The sequence below is a fragment of the Sphingomonas sp. S-NIH.Pt15_0812 genome, from assembly GCF_003951315.1.
Taxonomy (GTDB): Bacteria; Pseudomonadota; Alphaproteobacteria; order Sphingomonadales; family Sphingomonadaceae; genus Sphingomonas.
The window spans coordinates 60,201-77,245 of sequence record NZ_QLJH01000002.1 but is presented as its reverse complement, the minus strand read 5'-3'; the positions used below and the strand labels follow the sequence as shown (position 1 = coordinate 77,245).

The 17,045-nt window shown below is 69.4% G+C and carries 19 protein-coding genes; 13 read left to right on the top strand and 6 right to left on the bottom strand.

Going from position 1 to position 17,045, the window contains the following annotated elements; all coding sequences use genetic code 11:
* The first annotated feature begins 1 nt into the window (after nucleotide 1).
* From BRX43_RS01625 to BRX43_RS01605, 5 genes are all read left to right on the top strand, one after another.
* Entirely contained in the window at nucleotides 2-742 is a 741-nt protein-coding gene (locus tag BRX43_RS01625; RefSeq protein WP_125993090.1) for a YaaA family protein, read from the top strand.
* The gene (locus tag BRX43_RS01620; RefSeq protein ID WP_125993089.1) at nucleotides 724-1,419 is read left to right on the top strand and encodes an SDR family oxidoreductase; all 696 of its coding nucleotides are present in this window, start codon (nucleotides 724-726) and stop codon (nucleotides 1,417-1,419) included. Before BRX43_RS01625 ends, BRX43_RS01620 begins: the two co-directional genes overlap by 19 nt.
* 125 nt (nucleotides 1,420-1,544) lie before the next feature.
* Nucleotides 1,545-1,808, top strand: a complete 264-nt coding sequence (locus tag BRX43_RS01615) for a hypothetical protein (protein WP_125993088.1) — start codon at nucleotides 1,545-1,547, stop codon at nucleotides 1,806-1,808.
* Between the two features lie 137 nt (nucleotides 1,809-1,945).
* Nucleotides 1,946-4,747 (top strand): DNA gyrase subunit A, encoded by a 2,802-nt coding sequence (gyrA, locus tag BRX43_RS01610; protein WP_125993087.1) that lies wholly within the window; start codon nucleotides 1,946-1,948, stop codon nucleotides 4,745-4,747.
* Nucleotides 4,747-5,100 carry a DUF952 domain-containing protein gene (locus BRX43_RS01605; RefSeq protein WP_125993086.1) on the top strand — a complete coding sequence of 118 codons (354 nt, stop codon included), beginning with the start codon at nucleotides 4,747-4,749 and terminating at the stop codon, nucleotides 5,098-5,100. Before gyrA ends, BRX43_RS01605 begins: the two co-directional genes overlap by 1 nt.
* A 27-nt stretch (nucleotides 5,101-5,127) precedes the next feature.
* Here the strand turns inward: BRX43_RS01605 and BRX43_RS01600 are convergent, their stop codons facing one another.
* Nucleotides 5,128-5,592: an Lrp/AsnC family transcriptional regulator gene (locus tag BRX43_RS01600; RefSeq protein WP_125993085.1), complete on the bottom strand. Its 465-nt coding sequence runs from the start codon at nucleotides 5,590-5,592 to the stop codon at nucleotides 5,128-5,130.
* A 235-nt stretch (nucleotides 5,593-5,827) separates the two neighbouring features.
* On the opposite strand from BRX43_RS01600, the gene BRX43_RS01595 reads away from it, so the two are divergent.
* The 3 genes from BRX43_RS01595 to BRX43_RS01585 all read left to right on the top strand — a co-directional run bounded on the left by BRX43_RS01595 (nucleotide 5,828) and on the right by BRX43_RS01585 (nucleotide 9,051).
* The gene (locus BRX43_RS01595; RefSeq protein ID WP_125993084.1) at nucleotides 5,828-7,519 is read left to right on the top strand and encodes a HAMP domain-containing sensor histidine kinase; all 1,692 of its coding nucleotides are present in this window, start codon (nucleotides 5,828-5,830) and stop codon (nucleotides 7,517-7,519) included.
* A gap of 69 nt (nucleotides 7,520-7,588) precedes the next feature.
* Entirely contained in the window at nucleotides 7,589-8,533 is a 945-nt protein-coding gene (locus BRX43_RS01590) for an NADP-dependent oxidoreductase (RefSeq protein ID WP_125993083.1), read from the top strand.
* A gap of 41 nt (nucleotides 8,534-8,574) precedes the next feature.
* Complete coding sequence (locus BRX43_RS01585; protein WP_125993082.1) at nucleotides 8,575-9,051, top strand: hypothetical protein; 477 nt, start codon at nucleotides 8,575-8,577, stop codon at nucleotides 9,049-9,051.
* On the opposite strand, the gene BRX43_RS01580 is transcribed toward BRX43_RS01585, so the two are convergent.
* On the bottom strand, nucleotides 9,052-9,567 hold the full coding sequence (locus BRX43_RS01580) for a DUF2141 domain-containing protein (RefSeq protein WP_125993081.1): 516 nt from the start codon (nucleotides 9,565-9,567) through the stop codon (nucleotides 9,052-9,054).
* Nucleotides 9,564-10,478, bottom strand: coding sequence for a hypothetical protein (locus tag BRX43_RS01575; protein WP_125993080.1), 915 nt, complete (start codon nucleotides 10,476-10,478; stop codon nucleotides 9,564-9,566). The genes BRX43_RS01580 and BRX43_RS01575 overlap by 4 nt, the downstream gene beginning before the upstream one ends.
* A gap of 158 nt (nucleotides 10,479-10,636) precedes the next feature.
* Here BRX43_RS01575 and BRX43_RS01570 point away from each other — a divergent pair, with 158 nt between their 5' ends.
* Nucleotides 10,637-11,458 (top strand): polysaccharide deacetylase family protein, encoded by an 822-nt coding sequence (locus BRX43_RS01570; protein ID WP_125993079.1) that lies wholly within the window; start codon nucleotides 10,637-10,639, stop codon nucleotides 11,456-11,458.
* A complete protein-coding gene (locus BRX43_RS01565; RefSeq protein ID WP_125993078.1) occupies nucleotides 11,455-12,612 on the top strand; it encodes a glycosyltransferase in 1,158 nt (385 codons plus the stop codon). Before BRX43_RS01570 ends, BRX43_RS01565 begins: the two co-directional genes overlap by 4 nt.
* Here BRX43_RS01565 and BRX43_RS01560 read toward each other — a convergent pair.
* The 3 genes from BRX43_RS01560 to BRX43_RS01550 all read right to left on the bottom strand — a co-directional run bounded on the left by BRX43_RS01560 (nucleotide 12,602) and on the right by BRX43_RS01550 (nucleotide 14,604).
* Entirely contained in the window at nucleotides 12,602-12,838 is a 237-nt protein-coding gene (locus tag BRX43_RS01560; RefSeq protein ID WP_125993077.1) for a hypothetical protein, read from the bottom strand. The two genes, BRX43_RS01565 and BRX43_RS01560, sit on opposite strands and share 11 nt — an antisense overlap.
* A 186-nt stretch (nucleotides 12,839-13,024) precedes the next feature.
* Nucleotides 13,025-13,489 (bottom strand): Holliday junction resolvase RuvX, encoded by a 465-nt coding sequence (ruvX, locus tag BRX43_RS01555; RefSeq protein ID WP_125993076.1) that lies wholly within the window; start codon nucleotides 13,487-13,489, stop codon nucleotides 13,025-13,027.
* A complete protein-coding gene (locus BRX43_RS01550) occupies nucleotides 13,486-14,604 on the bottom strand; it encodes a DUF3089 domain-containing protein (RefSeq protein ID WP_125993075.1) in 1,119 nt (372 codons plus the stop codon). Before BRX43_RS01550 ends, ruvX begins: the two co-directional genes overlap by 4 nt.
* Nucleotides 14,605-14,709: 105 nt before the next feature.
* On the opposite strand from BRX43_RS01550, the gene gatC reads away from it, so the two are divergent.
* The 3 genes from gatC to BRX43_RS20695 are packed head-to-tail and all read left to right on the top strand — an operon-like array spanning nucleotide 14,710 to nucleotide 16,993.
* Nucleotides 14,710-14,997, top strand: coding sequence for an Asp-tRNA(Asn)/Glu-tRNA(Gln) amidotransferase subunit GatC (gene gatC / locus BRX43_RS01545; protein ID WP_125993074.1), 288 nt, complete (start codon nucleotides 14,710-14,712; stop codon nucleotides 14,995-14,997).
* The gene (gene gatA, locus BRX43_RS01540) at nucleotides 14,997-16,481 is read left to right on the top strand and encodes an Asp-tRNA(Asn)/Glu-tRNA(Gln) amidotransferase subunit GatA (RefSeq protein ID WP_125993073.1); all 1,485 of its coding nucleotides are present in this window, start codon (nucleotides 14,997-14,999) and stop codon (nucleotides 16,479-16,481) included. The genes gatC and gatA overlap by 1 nt, the downstream gene beginning before the upstream one ends.
* On the top strand, nucleotides 16,475-16,993 hold the full coding sequence (locus BRX43_RS20695) for a serine acetyltransferase (RefSeq protein ID WP_125993072.1): 519 nt from the start codon (nucleotides 16,475-16,477) through the stop codon (nucleotides 16,991-16,993). The genes gatA and BRX43_RS20695 overlap by 7 nt, the downstream gene beginning before the upstream one ends.
* The last annotated feature ends 52 nt before the right edge of the window (nucleotides 16,994-17,045 follow it).

The following is a 17,045-nucleotide window of genomic DNA, read 5'->3' as shown; positions in this document are numbered from 1 at the left end:
GATGATCGCCCTGATTTCACCCGCCAAGACGCTCGACTATGACAGTGCGCTGCCGGCCCTGACCCCGACGCGCCCGCGTTTCGAAGACGAGGCCGGCACGCTGGCCCGCGCCGCCGCGCGTCTGCCGCAGAAGCGCCTGTCGGAGCTGATGCGGATTTCCCCCGCGCTCGCCAAGCTGAATGCCGAGCGGTTCCGCGACTTCGCCGACGCGCCGGAGCGGCCGGCGCTGTTCGCCTTTGCCGGCGACGTCTATACCGGGCTGGACGCGAAGACGCTGGAGGAGCCGGCGATCGCCTTCGCCCAGGATCACCTGCGCATCCTGTCCGGCCTGTACGGGCTGCTCCGTCCGCTCGACGCGATGCGGCCCTATCGGCTGGAGATGGGAACGCGCTGGGCCCCACGCGGCGAGAAGCTGACCGAATGGTGGCAGGGGCGGATCGCCGACCGGCTGCTCGCCGATATCGGGCAGGAGGGATCGGGCACGATCCTGAACCTCGCCAGCCAGGAATATTGGGCGGCGGTCGAGGGACGGCTGCCCGCCTCTGTCCGCGTCATCGGCGTCGATTTCCGCGATGGCGGCCGTTTCGTCAGCTTCCATGCGAAGAAGGCGCGCGGGATGATGGCGCGCTGGCTGGTCGAACATCGGGTCACCGACACCGACGGCATGAAGGGCTTCGACACCGACGGCTATCGCTTCGACGCAGGGGAAAGCACCGAGACGCTATGGCGGTTCGCGCGATGAGCGCGGTCGTCATCGGCGCATCCGGCGGGATCGGCGCGGCGCTGGTCGAGGCGCTACGCGAGGAAGCGGTGCCGGTGCGGGGTTTCGCCCGCAGCTTTACGGGGGCCGATCACCTCGATCTGGACGACGAGGCGAGCATCGCCACCGCCGCCGCCGGCCTGTCCGCGCCGCCGACGCTGGTGGTGGTCGCCACCGGCCTGCTGCACGAGGGCGAGCATCGGCCGGAAAAGAGCATGGCGGCGCTCGATGCCGCCTGGCTGGCGCGGCAATATGCGGTCAACGCGATCCTGCCGGCCCTGGTCGCCAAGCATTTCCTGCCCCGGATGCCCAGGACCGGCCCGGCGGTCTTCGCGATCCTGTCGGCGCGGATCGGCAGCATCTCCGACAATCGGCTGGGCGGCTGGTACGGATATCGCATGGCGAAGGCGGCGGCGAACCAGCTGGTCCGCACGCTGGCGATCGAGGAGCGGCGGCGCAACGATCGCACGATTGTCGTGGGCCTGCATCCCGGCACCGTCCGCACCGCGCTCTCCGCCCCCTTCCAGACCGGCGTGGCGGCGGACCAGCTCTTCGCCCCGGACCGGGCGGCGGTGCAGCTGCTCGACGTGATCGACGGGCTGAAGGTGACCGACAGCGGCAGGCTGTTCGCCTGGGACGGGGTGGAGATCCAGCCCTGACCGGCTGAAGTCGCTGTGGATGAAGGATAATTCATCCATTCGCGACGCGCCGTACAGGCCGGCGGGCGCAGGCCGATCGCGGATGGCGACGCTTCCGACGTCGCCCCGTATCGAGGATGCTGCCCATGACCAAGTCGCTTCCCTTCGCGCTGCTCGCCGCCGGATCGCTGCTGTCGGCAACCGCCGCCTTCGCGGCGCCCCAGGCTGCCGGGCAGGCCTCCACCGCCAAGGCGACCACCGCCACCCATATGGTCAAGACGACGCACGTCACCACCACGCGTCGCGGCACCGGGCCCCGGATGGTGACCACCAAGACCAGCACCGGCAAGACCGTGACCTATGACTGCTCCAAGGCGGGCAACGCCAGCAAGACGGCCTGCAAGAAGTAACCGCGTCGGCCGGCCCCGCCGCGCCCATAAGGCGGCGGGCCGGCCCGTTCCCTCGCGTACGCGCGTGCGCGTGACAACAGCGGCCGGACGTCTTACAGGGGTGTGGCACTCCTGAAACCACCTGGAAGACAGACACCTTGGCCGACGAGACCAGCCTCGCCGAACCCTCCGACATTTCGACGATCTCCATCGTCGATGAGATGAAGTCGAGCTATCTCGACTATGCGATGAGCGTGATCGTCGCCCGCGCGCTGCCCGACGTGCGCGACGGGTTGAAGCCGGTGCATCGTCGCATCCTCTATTCGGCCTATGAAAGCGGCTTCGTCGCCGGCCGGCCCTATCGCAAGTCCGCCCGCATCGTCGGTGACGTGATGGGTAAATATCACCCGCACGGCGACAGCGCGATCTACGACGCCCTGGCCCGCATGGCGCAGGATTGGTCGATGCGCGTGCCGCTGATCGACGGCCAGGGCAATTTCGGCTCGATGGACCCCGATCCGCCGGCCGCGATGCGCTATACCGAGGCGCGACTGGCCAAGGTCGCCAATTCGCTGCTCGACGGCCTGGACAAGGACACGGTCGACTTCACGCCCAATTATGACGGGTCGGAGCGCGAGCCCTCGGTCCTGCCGGCGCAGTTCCCGAACCTGCTGGTCAACGGCGCGGGCGGCATCGCGGTCGGCATGGCGACCAACATCCCGCCGCATAACCTGGGCGAGGTGATCGACGCCTGTTTCGCCTATCTGGACAACGGCGCGATCACGTCCGAGGAACTCACCGAGATCGTGCCCGGTCCCGACTTCCCGACCGGCGCCATCATCCTGGGTCGCGCGGGGGCCCGTTCCGCCTACAGCACCGGGCGCGGATCGATCATCGTCCGCTCGCGCCACACGATCGAGAATCATCGCGGCGACCGCCAATCGATCGTGCTGACCGAAATCCCTTACCAGCAGGGCAAGAACGCGCTGGTCGAGAAGATCGCCGACGCCGCCAAGGAAAAGCGGATCGAGGGGATCAGCGACATCCGCGACGAGTCGAATCGCGAGGGCGTGCGGATCGTCATCGACCTGAAGCGCGACGCCACGGCCGAGGTGGTGCTGAACCAGCTCTGGCGGCACACGCCCGCGCAGGGGTCGTTCCCGGCGAACATGCTAGCGATCCGGGGCGGGCGGCCCGAACTGCTCAACCTGCGCGAGATCATCCAGGCCTTCATCCAGTTCCGCGAGCAGGTCATCACCCGCCGCTCGAAGTTCGAGCTGAACAAGGCGCGCGAGCGGGCGCATCTGTTGCTCGGCCTGGTGATCGCGGTCACCAACCTGGACGAGGTGGTGCGGATCATCCGCGGCTCGGCCAGCCCCGCCGCCGCGCGCGCCGCGCTGCTCGCGCGCGAATGGCCGGTGTCGGAGATCGCCGCCTATCTGCAACTGGTCGAGGCGGTGGAGACCGAGGTGACGGGCGATACCTATCGCCTGTCCGACGCGCAGGTGCGCGCGATCCTCGACCTGCGCCTGCATCGCCTGACCGCGCTCGGCCGGGACGAGATCGGCGACGAGCTCAAGACGCTGGCCGACTCGATCGCCGATCTGCTGGAGATCCTGGCCAATCGCGTGAAGCTCTACGAGGTGATGCGCGGCGAGCTGCGCGCGATCCGCGACCAGTTCGCGACGCCGCGCCGCACCGAGATCGCCGCCGCCGCCGACGGGATCGACGACGAGGACCTGATCGAGCGCGAGGACATGGTCGTCACCGTGACGGTCGAGGGCTATATCAAGCGCACGCCGCTCGACGCCTTCCGCGCGCAGAAGCGCGGCGGCAAGGGCCGCGCCGGCATGGCGACCAAGGACGAGGATGCGATCACCAGCCTGTTCGTGACGAGCACGCACACGCCGGTGCTGTTCTTCTCCACCGCCGGCAAGGTCTATCGCATGAAGGTCTGGCGCCTGCCCGAGGGCGGGCCGGCGACGCGCGGCCGGCCGATGGTCAATCTGCTGCCGCTGGCGCCCGGCGAGACGATCTCGACCGTGCTGCCGCTGCCCGAGGACGAGCTGCGCTGGGGCGACCTGCACGTCATGTTCGCGACGGCGAAGGGCAATGTCCGCCGCAACGCGATGGACGCCTTCACCAACGTGCCGACCAACGGCAAGATCGCGATGAAGTTCGAGGGCGAGGATGCCGACGACCGGCTGATCGGCGTCAAGCTGCTGGAGGAGGGCGACGACGTGCTGCTCGCCACCCGCCAGGGCAAGGCGATCCGCTTCGCGGGCGAGGAGGTGCGCGAGTTCCAGAGCCGCAACTCCACCGGCGTGCGCGGAATGCGCCTGGGCGAGGGCGACGAGGTCATCTCGCTGTCGATCCTGCACAAGGTCGGGGTCAGCGACCAGGACGAGCGCGACGACTATCTCCGCCACGCGCCCTGGAAGGGCGAGGATGCCGATCGCCAGCCGCGCCGGATGGACGATATCCGCTATGCCTATCTGCGCGAGCGCGAGCAGTTCATCCTGACGATCTGCGCCAATGGCTATGGCAAGCTGTCGAGCGCCTATGAATATCGCCGCACCGGGCGCGGCGGCCAGGGCATCACCAATATCGACAATATCGGCCGCAACGGGCCGGTCGTCGCCAGCTTCCCGGCCAGCAAGGCGGATCAGCTGATGCTGGTCACCGACCAGGCCAAGCTGATCCGGATGCCGCTGGAAAGCCTGCGCGTGATCGGTCGCGGGTCGGCGGGCGTGCGCCTGTTCGACGTGGCGAAGGGCGAGCATGTCGTCTCCGCCGCGCGGATCGACGAGGAGGATGCGCCGGAGAACGAGGCGGAGGCGCTGGTCGCGACGGAGCTTGGCGCCGCGCCGCCCGTTGACGCCGCCGATACGCTCACCGTCGACGACGGCACCGGCCCGCAGACGATGGACGAGCAGGTCGACGAGAGCGGAGACGAATGATGAGCGAGCGCCCCCTGACCGCCTATAAGGTGCTGACGGCCGAGCAGATGGCGACGCTGGAGCGCGATGGCCGTTTCCAGGGGGCGCCGGTCGATTTGGCGGACGGCTATGTCCACCTCTCGACCGCCGACCAGTTGACCGAGACGGTGGACAAGCACTTCGCCGGGCAGTCCGACCTGCACGTCGCGGCGGTCGATCTCGGCAGCTTCGGCGAATCGCTCAAATGGGAGGAGAGCCGGGGAGGCCAGCTCTTCCCGCACCTCTACGGCCCGTTGCTGCTGGAGACGGTGGTCGCCTATGGCCCGCTGGAGCGGAACGAGGATGGTCGGGTGAGGCTGCCGGTCACGGGGTGAGGGGCGGGAAGGCCCCTCCGTCCCGCATCAATCCCCGACCGGCACGCCGGTCTGCGACTTGGCGGTTCGGATCGTCAGCGAGGTCTTGACGCTCGCGACATTGGGCGCGGGCGTCAGGTGCGTGGTCAGGATTTCCTGGAAGCTCTTCAGGTCGGTGGCGACGATCTTCAGGATGAAGTCGATCTCGCCGTTCAGCATATGGACCTCGCGCACCTCCGGGATGCGGGCGACATGCTCTTCGAACGCGTTGAGGTCATGCTCGGCCTGGCTGCGCAGGCTGACCATCGCGAAGACGGTGATCGGATAGCCCAGCCGGCCCGCGTCCAGATCGGCGTGATAGCCGCGGATCGCCCCCGCTTCCTCCAGCGCGCGGACGCGGCGCAGGCAGGGCGGGGCGGTCAGGCCGACGCGCTCCGCGAGATCGACATTCGTCATCCGTCCGTCGGCTTGCAGCAGACCCAGAATCTGCCGATCGATCCGGTCGAAAGTCATTACGCTGACCCTTTTCACTTTTCACTTTGGCTAATGGCTTGGCCCGTCACATAATATAATTGCGGGTAAACGCAATTGTCCCACAATGTAACGGTGTGGAAATGATGGTTTCTCCGGCGCGCTGGACCGGGTATGGGGGGTGGGCGCGCCATCCGGCGGTGCGCGCGGAGACTGATTCCCAGTGCGGTTCGACGACAGCCTGACCACCGTCCTTTCGGCTGACATGGGTCCCGGCATGGGGGCCCAGACGGCGTGGCGGCAGCTTGTCGACCTGATGGGGCGCGGCCGCGCGCCAACCAACGACACGACGCTGGAACGACTGGCCCGCCTGCGCGCGATCGTGCCGGTCGCGGTCCGATCGGCGAGCGCCCGCGCGCTGGCCTTCGCCCGTCCGGAGCCGGCGCTGGTCGAATTCTTCGCGCAGGACGATCTGGCGGTCGCCGCGCCGGTGCTGCGCATGGTCACCCTGCCGGTCGACGCCTGGCTCGACCTGCTCGGTCGCGTGACCCCGGCCTGTCGCGCGGTGCTGCGCCAGCGTCGTGATCTGCCGGCGGAGGTCGAGCGGGGCCTGGAAAGCTTCGGCGCGGTCGATTTCGTCATTACCGATGCCCGGCCGGTCGCGGCTGTCGCGACTGCCGACCCGGAACCGCCGATGGCTGTGGCGGCGCCTGTCGCGCCGATCCCCGACATCGATGTCTGGTCCGTCCCGGATGCCTCGACGGACATTCCGTCGATGGACATCCCGTCGATCGAGCCCGGACCCGTCGCGACGCCGATGGCCTCGGAGGGTATGGTGCCCCGGTTCGAGATCGCGGATCTGGTCGCGCGGATCGATGCGTTCCAGCGCCAGCGGGACGACGAACCCGCCGAAGCGATGCCGTCCATGCCCGAGCTTCAGGTCGAATCGCGGGAGCGGCCGGAGCCCGGCTTCCGCTTCGAGACCGATGCGAACGGCCAGATCCGTTGGGTGGACGGCGTGTCGCGTGCGGCGCTGGTCGGCGTGACGCTCGCCCATGCCAGCCGCCAGGGCTGCGCGCAGGTCGATGCCTCGGTCGCGGCGGCGGTGCGGGGTCGTTCGCGCTTCACCGAGGGGCGGCTGGAGGTCGATGGCCTGTCCGACGCCGCCGGCTCTTGGCGCGTCACCGGCGTGCCGATGTTCGACCCCGCCAGCGGCCGTTTCGTCGGCTATCGCGGCGTGGCGCGGCTGCCCTATCGCCATGAGACGGCGGCACGGTCGAGCGCGTCGGACCAGTTGCGCCAGCTGGTGCACGAATTGCGCACCCCCGCCAATGCGGTGGCGGGTTTCGCCGAACTGATCGAATCGCAGCTGCTCGGGCCGGTGTCCGATGTCTATCGCGCCCGTGCGGCTGCGATCCGGTCTCAGGCGGCGGGGCTGTTGTCGGCGATCGACGATCTCGACACCGCCGCCCGCATCGAAGGCCGCGCGCTTGATCTCCGCGCGACGATCGTCCCGGTCCGCCCGCTGCTGGAACGGGTGGTGCGCGACCTGACCCCGCTGGCCGCCGAGCGCGGCGCGACTCTGGTGATCGTCGGCGAGGGCGCGGTGTCGGCCGATGACCGGGCGGTCGAGCGCCTGCTGGCGCGGATGCTGGCGGCGCTGCTGTCGGCGGCGCGGCCGGGCGAGCGGATCGGCGTCAGCGTCGAGAGCGATGGCGCACGCGTGCAGATCGTCGCGGACCGCCCCGATGCGCTGGCGGACCTGACCGGCGACGCGCTGTTCACGCTGGACGGCCGGGTCGGCGAGGATGAGCCGGGCGTGCCGTTGCTGGGTGCCGGCTTCACGCTGCGCCTGGTCCGCAACCTGGCGGTCGAGCTGGGCGGCGCGCTGGACATCCTGCCGGGCCGATTGACGGTACGGCTGCCGGCGGGCGATGATCGGCCGGCCGATCAGGTCGCATCCCACTGATAATCCGGCGCGCGGGAGCCGGATGCGCTTCCGCGGGTTTGGACCTCGACCTTTGTTCGAGGACGGGTGATGACCGAAACTGTACGCGCGATCCAGATCACCCGCTTCGGCGACCCGGCCGAGGTGATCGGGAACCGCCAAGTGCCGATCCCGCAGCCGGTGGATGACGAGGTGCTGGTCCGCGTCCGCGCCGCCAGCATCAACCCGGTCGACTGGAAGATCGCACAGGGCGACTATCCGCCGGTCGGCGCGGACAAGCTGCCGCTGGTGCTGGGTCGTGACCTGGCAGGTACGATCGAGGCGGTCGGCACGCGTGCCCATTACATGCTGCGCCATGGCGACCCCGTCTTCGCCTTTATCGGCCAGGATCGCGGCGCCCAGAGCGACTATGTGGTGGTCAGGGCGGTCGAACTGGTCGCGATGCCGGCCGGGCTCGATTTCGCCGAAGCGGCGGGCGCGGGTCTGGCATCGATGACGGCATGGCAGGGGCTGTTCGACCATGGCGGGTTGGAGGCCGGGCAGCGCGTGCTGGTCCATGGCGGGGCCGGCGGCGTTGGCCATCTGGCAGTGCAACTGGCCAAGTGGAAGGGCGCAACGGTGTTCGCCACCGCCTCCGCGGATGATCGCGACTTCGTCCGGTCGATCGGGGCTGATACGGTGATCGACTATCACGCCGAGCGTTTCGAGGAGATCGCGACCGATTGCGACCTGGTCTTCGATACGCAGGGCGGCGCGGTGCAGCGTCGATCGTTCGACTGTCTGAAGCCGGGCGGGATGATGGTGTCGACGCTGGAACCGCTGGAGGACGAGGCGGCCGCGCGCGGGCTGCGGATCGCGCCGCGCTATCACGCCATGCCCAATGCCGCGCAACTCGGCCAGGTCGCGGACCTGCTGGCAGCGGGGACGATCCGCGTCGAGGTCGCCAACCGATTTGCGATCGGTGACTTCGCCGCCGCCTATGATGACGCCCGCCATGCGCATCCGCGCGGCAAGCTGGTGTTGACGCTGGACTGATGCCGCCGGATGACCGGACGATCTCATTTCAAGGAACCGATATGATTGCTACGCTGGCCGAACTGGACCGGGTGCGCGACGAATGTCGCAAGATGGTGACCCAACGCTCGCTGCTGTCCGCCGGGGCGGCGGTGGTGCCGATCCCGGGGGCCGATCTGGTCGCCGATGTCGGCCTGCTGACCAATTTGCTGCCGTCGATCAGCGCCAAGTTCCAGCTCGATCACGAGCAGGTCCAGAAGATGGACCCGAACATGGCGCAGCAGGTGCTGGTGATGGCAACCAGCCTGGGCAATAACGCGATCGGCCGAGTGGTCACGCGCAAGCTGGTGATCGCGATCCTGCGGCGGATGGGCGTCCGCATCGCGGCTGGCTCGGCGGCGCGCTTCGTGCCGTTCCTGGGACAGGCGGTGGCGGCGACGATCAGCTTCGGCGCGATGAAGCTGGCCGGCAACGCGCATATCGAGGATTGCTATCGCACTGCCCGCACCTTGATCGAGGGGCGGCCGGCGATCGCCTGATCAGTTGGCGGCGACGGGGCCGAAGCTGAACAGGCCCCGGCGATAGTTCATCACCACATTCGTCTCGGTCGGGCCGTTGCCGACCGAGACACTGGCCGCCTGGGCCGAGGGCTTGGACAAGCCGATCTTCGGGTTGCCGCCAAAGCCCGCGCCGTCGCGCGACAGGCTGAATTTGTGGCCGCCATCGACATTGTGGATCACGGCGAGCGAATAGGTGCCGGGACCGGGCACCCGCAGGCAGATGCGGACCGGGCCGCTGGCCGGCACCTCGACGCTGGCGCGGCGGAAGGTCTTGCCGGCCGCGATCAGGACATTGTCGTCGCCCAGGAAATCGCCGTCGCGCGCCGGATAGAGTTCGGCGCGGACACGGCCCTTGCGCACCTTCAGCCCCGTCACGTTGACGATCAGCGCCGGGCCGCTCTCCTCGGCGCGGCAGCGTGCGGCGGCGACGCCCAATTCGGGCGAGGAGCGGATGCCGGGGTCGGCGGCGACGAGAAGCAACAGCGCGGCGATCATGCGCGATTCTCCGAACGGACCAGGTCGGCGACGCCCAGCGCCGCGCCCAGGAAGATGTGGGTGGCCAGCGTCAGGCCGGCGACCATCACCAGCATCGCCGACATGGAGGGGGCGTCACCGATCACGAAGGCGACCAGCCCGGCGAAGACGATGTCGCGGTTGGGCAGCAGCGGCAGGCGCGACACCAGCATCCGCAGCGTCGCCAGCACCAGCCACCACAGGATCGGCACGCCCGGCATCGCCAATCGCCACATCAAGGCGGTGAGCAGGATGACGACGGCGATGCGGCCGAGATGGACGCTGGCGATCATCCACAATTCGCGCCGCTCGCAGGAGAAGAGCCGCCGGCCCATCAGCAATGCGATCAGCGAGGGCAGGGCGATGATCGCAGTCGCCAGCGCCATTACCCACTCCGTCAGGCCCAGGTTCAGCGCCGACAGCAGCGGCCAAGTCACGAGCATCAGCGCGACGGTGATGCCGTTGGCGACGGTGGCCGACAGGATCGTCACGTCCTTGATGACGCCGAACGGCGCGGCGGCCAGCCGGGCATGGCGGCGCGCCCAGCCGTAGAAATAGACTTCGCCCGAATAGCCGAGCACGATCTCGTTCGCGATCCGCTTGCGCAGCAGCGCGCCCAGGCCGGTGGCCGGCAATTGCCAGAGGCGGCGGTAGATCAGCCATTCGCCGACCGGCAGCGCCATATAGCCGGCGACGAAGACCAGCCAGAAGGCGGGCGAGGCCGGCAGGTCGCGGAACACCATGCCCAGATCGAGATGGCGCAGCTGCCACAGCGCCGCCGCCAGAATGGCGAGCGACAGGACGGGCGTGATCCATCGGCGCAGGCCGCTACCCCGCTCGATCAAGGGGCGCAGCTCCACCGTGGCGGGTGCGAACAAGGCGGTATCGGACATGGAGGGCTCTAGCGGACCGGGCGGCGCATGGGCGCGGGCGGGGTTTCGGGCTGGGTCACGATCAGAGGACGCCGCCGTGGCAACGGACCCGCATCGGCGACGAAAATTTTTACGCGGCGATGCGGAACCAAGCCGCCCGTGCCGTCATCGCGAATGACATGTCCTTGCCTTCGCTCCCGTTCCGCCCCGCCACGCTGATACCGCCAGCGCAGGATCGCCGCCTGCTGGTGTCGATCCACGATGTCTCGCCTGCCTTCACCGCGCCGGTGGAGGCGCTGGCGGCACGACTGCGGACGCTGCTCGACGGCCCGCGCTTCGCGATGCTGGTGGTGCCCAACCATTGGGGCCGCGCACCGATCGCCGGCGATGCCGCCTTCGCCCGACGCCTTCGCGGCTGGGCCGATGAGGGGATCGAGATGTTCCTGCACGGCTGGCTGCACCGCGACGACAGCCGGCACGACGGCGCGGCGGCCGCGTTCAAGGCACGCCACATGACGGCGGGCGAGGGGGAGTTCCTGGGGCTCAGCGCGGCGGAGGCGGAGCGGCGGCTGCGCGACGGCCGCGATATCGTCGAACAGGCGATCGGACGGCCGGTGGCGGGCTTCATCGCGCCGGCATGGCTCTATGGCGAGGGCGCGCACCAGGCGCTGGCGGCGACCGGCTTCACGCTGGCCGAGGATCACTGGCGCGTCTGGCGACCGCATACGGGCGAGACGGTGACACGCGGGCCGGTCATCACCTGGGCTAGCCGCAGCCCCGCGCGCACCGCCAGTTCGCTCGCGGTCGCGGGCGTGGCGCGGACCGCACGACGCATGGTGCCGGTGGTGCGGCTGGCGGTGCATCCGGGCGACATGACCAAGACCGCGATCGTCGCCAGCATCGCCCGCACCGTCCGCGCGCTGGCCGAGGTGCGGCAGGTGGTGCGCTATGCCGATCTGGACCGCGAGATGCGCGGGGAGCCGGACCGGAAGGCGGCATGAAGATCGTCGACGTCTGCGCCTTCTACGCCCCCAAGGGCGGCGGCGTGCGCACCTATGTCGACCAAAAGCTGATCGCGGCGGCGGCGATGGGGCACGACCTGGTGGTGATCGCGCCGGGCGACGAGGATCGCGTCCAGCCGCGCGAGGGCGGTGGCCGCATCCGCTGGGTGCGCGCGCCACTCTTCCCGCTCGACCGCGCCTATCGCTATTTCTCCGATCGCGAGGCGCTGTACCGGGCGCTGGACGAGGAAGCACCCGACGTGGTCGAGGTGTCGTCGCCCTGGCGCAGCGCCTCGATGGTGGCGGACTGGAGGGGCACGGCGCGGCGCGTGCTGGTCGCCCATGCCGATCCGCTGTCCGCCTATGCCTATCGCTGGTTCGGCGGGATTGCGGACCGTGCCGCGATCGATCGCGGGTTCGACTGGTATTGGCGGCATTTGCGCCGGCTGGACGCCAAATACGACCTGGTGGTCAGCGCCAGCGACAGCCTGTCGCGCCGACTGGTCGAGGGCGGGCTGACCAAGGTGATGACCAACCCGATGGGGATCGAGCCGGGTCATTTCTCGCCCGCGCGCCGCGATCCGGCGCTGCGCGCACGGCTGCTCGCCGAATGCGGGCTGGGGGAGGATGCGCTGCTGCTGCTCGGGGTCGGGCGGCATTCGCCGGAAAAACGCTGGGGCATGGTCGCGCGCGCCGTGACCGCCGCCGCGGCCAGCCGGCCGATGGGGCTGGTGATCGTCGGGGACGGGCATGACCGGCGCTCGGTGATCCGCGCGGTCGGCGGCAATCCGCATATCCGGCTGGTCGCGCCGATCCGCGACCGGCCGCAGCTGGCGACGCTGATGGCGAGCGCCGATGCACTGGTCCATGGCTGCGAGGCGGAGACCTTCTGCTTCGTGGCGGCGGAGGCGGTCGCGTCTGGCCTGACGGTGATCGCCCCCGATCTGGGCGGCGCGGCCGATTGCGCGCGGGCCAATGAGGGCTGGACCTATAAATCCGCCAGCGCGCGCAGCCTGAGCGGCGCCCTGCGCCAGTTCGCCGAGACGCAGCCGCGCCCGCGCGATCCAGGCCTTACCCGGTCGATGGCGGATCATTTCGGTGCGCTGTTCGACGCCTATGCCGGGTTGGACTCGGCACGGACGATCACGCGCTGAGCCGGCCCCGCATTGCCATCGCCAGGCGGACCAGCTGGGTCGCGGCCAGGATCAGCACCATCAGCATCAGGCCGATATAGAAGCTGGGCGACCGCCAGGCGGACACGGCCGCCGGTGATCGCTCCGATAGGGAAACCGATCCCGCGCCATTCGCCACGAAGCTGCGCGGCGACAGGATCACCTCGACGGTCCCCCGATCGTCGATCCGCTCAAGCTGAGTCAGCATGTCCTACCTACTCCCCACATCTTCCACGCGGCCGAGGGCGGCGATGGAACATGTCCCGGGCGTCTTTTAGCGGATTTTCCTAACCAGGGATAGGCGACATGCTGGTTTATTATTCGTGAACAACTTGCAACGTTACCGTTATGCCGTGGTCACGCCCCCGTCATGGAGGCGGCGGTGCCGACGGCGTCATACCATGGTCAGCGCGTCGATGGCGCCTTGCAGGATATGGGCGGCGGCATGATTGTCGATCCGCTCGGCGCGCTTGGCGCGGCTGATGTCCTGCTCGATCATCGCCCGCTCGACCGCGACGGTGGACCAGCGCTCGTCCCAGAGGAGGACGGGGCCGAGATCGGCGACGTTGCGGGCGAAGGCGCGGGTGGACTGGCTGCGCGGGCTTTCCGTGCCGTCCAGGTTGATCGGCAGGCCGATGACCAGCCCGCGCACCGATTGCGGGCCGATCATCGCGACGATCGCCGCCTTGTCGGCGGTGAACTTGGTGCGGCGGATCAGCGTCGCCGGGCTGGCGAAGGACCAGCCGGCGTCGCACAGGGCGGTGCCGATCGTCTTGGTGCCGACATCCAGCCCGATCAGCCGGCCCCCGTCCGGCAGCGCGGCGCGGAAGGCGGCGGCGTCGGTGGTGACGAGGGTCATCGGCGAAATCCTTGCAGGCGACGCGCGGCATCGGCGCGGACATTGGCCCAGAACAGGCTGTAGTCGTAGACATGGTAGTTGTTGCCGGGCAGCACATAGGGCCCGACCTCCGGCGGTGTCCCGATCATCAGCAGGCCGCGCGGACCGCAGGCGGCGGGCACCCGGCCGGGCGTGATCGTCGCGGTGGCGAGATCAGCGGCCGGATAGAGCGTGCCCAGATTGGCGCCGGCCGGGGCGGTCGCGTCGGGCGTGCCGGTCAGTGGGTTGGTGCAGACCATCGGCGTGTCCTTGCGCGACCGGCCGTCGAAGCCGATCGTCCGGTCATAGGTGTCGACGACCAGCGAGGGATCGGCCGGCTCGGCGAAGCTCTGCCATGACAAGAGGCATCCGGCCTGATCGGCGCGCGCGCATTCCGGCAGGCCCAGGCGCGGCAGGTCGGTGGTCCGCGATACCGGCCAGCCGACGACATAGGCGGCGACGATCCGGCGGCGCAGGGCGGGATCGGCGGCGACGCGATCGCGCAGCAAGCGGGTCAGGTGGAGCGCGCCCTGGCTGTGCCCCGCCAGGATGATCGGGGTCTTCGACCCGATCTGGCGCAGGAAGCTGTCGAAGGCGGCGGCGACATCGCCATAGGCCAGCTGCAACGCCTGTTCGGAATCGGCGACGCTGGTCAGAAAGGCGCCGAACGTCGCCTGGCGATAGCGCGGTGCCCAGACATCGCCGACCGCGTTGAACGCGCTCGCCTGGCCGCGCAGGAACAGCGCGCTGCGATCGTTGGTCTCCCGGTCGTCCAGCGGCGCGTTCCAATGGTCGCGGCTGACATAGGAGGTTGGATGGATGAAGAAGATCGCCGCCTTCGGTCCCTTGGCGTCCGCCGCGCGCGGGGCGTAACCCTCCGGCGTCCAGAGCGCCGGATTGCCGGGAATCTCGGGGCGGGCGAGCCAGAGCTTGGGATCGTCATAGGCGCTGGCCTGGACCGAGGCCTGGCGGCGGAAGGATTCGCCGGGCGTCAGCGCCATCCGCATCAGGTCGGTGCCGAACAGGCGATAGGCGAGGGCCGCCGCGATCACCAGCACGATCAATGCGGCGAAAATGTACAGGAACTTGCGCGCCAAAGGGGTCTCCTTGCTCCCGTCTGCTACAGGACGGCACGGCGCGCGCAAGACTTGCTGTACGCAAGCGCTTGCACCGGGCGGAGCGCGAGTGGTAGCGGGCTGGCCATGGCCGTGGACACCAACACCGTGAAGAAGATCGCCAGCCTCGCCCGGCTCGCGATCACCGAGGACGAGGCGGCGCGCATCGCGCCCGAGCTCGACAATATCCTGCACTGGATCGAGCAGCTGGGCGAGGTCGATACCGCCGGCGTCGAGCCGATGACCGCCGTCATCCCCAATCACCTGCGCCTGCGCGACGATGTGGTGACCGATGGCGGCATCCGCGACCAGTTGATGACGAACGCGCCGCAGGCCGAGCACGGCTTCTTCGCGGTTCCCAAGGTGATCGAATAATGACCGAACTTGCCGACCTGACGATCGCCGACATCCGCGACGGCGTGCGCGACGGCGCCTTCAAGGCGCGCGAGGTGGCGGAGGCGTTCAACGCCCGCGTCGCCGAGGCGAGCGCGCTCAACGCCTTTCTGGTGGCGACGCCCGATCACGCGCTCGCCGCTGCCGACGCCGCCGACGCGGCGCGCGCGGCGGGCGAGACGCCGAAGCTGATGGCCGGCGTGCCGATCGGCATGAAGGACCTGTTCTGCACCGCCGGGGTCCAGACCACTGCCGCCAGCCATATCCTGGAGGGCTTCACGCCGACCTATGAGTCGACCGTGTCGCAGAATCTGTGGAATGCGGGCGCGGGGATGCTGGGCAAGCTCAACCTCGACCAGTTCGCGATGGGTTCGTCGAACGAGACCAGCTATTTCGGCAACGTCATCTCGCCCTGGCGGCGGAACGACGGCGGCAATGCGGCGCTGGCGCCGGGCGGGTCGTCGGGCGGCTCGTCCTCGGCGGTCGCGGCACGGCTGTGCCCGGGCGCGACCGGCACCGACACGGGCGGCTCGATCCGCCAGCCGGCCGCCTTCACCGGCATTTCGGGTATCAAGCCGACCTATGGCCGCTGCTCGCGCTGGGGCACGATCGCCTTCGCCTCGTCGCTCGACCAGGCGGGGCCGATGGCGCGGACGGTGCGCGACTGCGCGATCATGCTGGGCGCGATGGCGGGCTTCGACGCCAAGGACTCCACCTCGCTCCAGCTCGACGTGCCGGCCTGGGAAGCGGATCTTTCGGGCGACCTGCGCGGCAAGCGAGTCGGCATCCCCAAGGAATATCGCGTCGACGGGATGCCGGCCGAGATCGAGGCGCTGTGGCAGCAGGGCATCGCCTGGCTGCGCGACGCCGGCGCGGAGATCGTCGAGGTTTCGCTGCCGCACACCAAATACGCGCTGCCCGCCTATTACATCATCGCGCCGGCCGAGGCCTCGTCCAACCTCGCCCGCTATGACGGCGTGCGGTACGGCCTGCGCGACCTGCCGGACGGTGCGAACCTCCAGCAGATGTATGCCGCGACTCGCGCCGACGGCTTCGGGCCGGAGGTGAAGCGCCGCATCATGATCGGCACCTATGTGCTGTCGGCGGGCTTCTACGACGCCTATTACACCCAGGCGCAGAAGGTGCGGGCGCTGATCGCGCGCGATTTCGAGCGCGCCTGGGAGCAATGCGACCTGCTGCTCGCCCCGACCGCGCCCTCGGCGGCGTTCGCGCTGGGCGAGAAGTCGGCCGATCCGATCGCCATGTACCTCAACGACGTGTTCACCGTGCCCTCGTCGCTCGCCGGCCTGCCGGCGATGAGCGTGCCGGGCGGGCTGGACGCGGCCGGGTTGCCGCTGGGTCTCCAGATCATCGGCAAGGCGCTGGACGAACAGTCCGTGCTGAACGCCGGGCTGGCGATCGAGGAGCGTGCGGGCTTCACGGCGCGGCCGGAGCGCTGGTGGTAACCGACGCGGAGACGGCGCCGGACTGGTCGCGCGAGCATCGCCCGCGCGGGGTCTGGTCGCCCGACCGGTCGCTGCTGAAGACGATCCGCGACTATCAGCGGCATCGGGCGCGTGGCGGGCCGGTTTCGGCCATCGCCCGACGCTGGGCGGTGCTGCGGCATCGCTTCTGGTCGGCGGTGACGGGCGCGGACATCCCGATCAACGCGCCGATCGGTGGTGGGCTGATGATCCCGCATCCCAACGGGATCGTCATCCATCCGGCCTCGACGATCGGGCCGAACTGCCTGATCCTGCAACAGGTGACGCTGGCGCGGATGATCAATGGCTCGCCGACCCTGGGCGCGCATGTCGATATCGGCGCGGGCGCCAAGCTGCTCGGCGGCATCCATATCGGCGACCATGCGCGGATCGGCGCCAATGCGGTGGTGATGCAGGACGTGCCGGCGGGGGCGACCGCGGTCGGCATCCCGGCGCGCATCATCCCCGACAAGCGGCCGGTGCCGAGGCCCTGACGGCTTGAATTGTGCCGGGCAACGGGTCATGCCCGCCGGCAATCCCTTTATT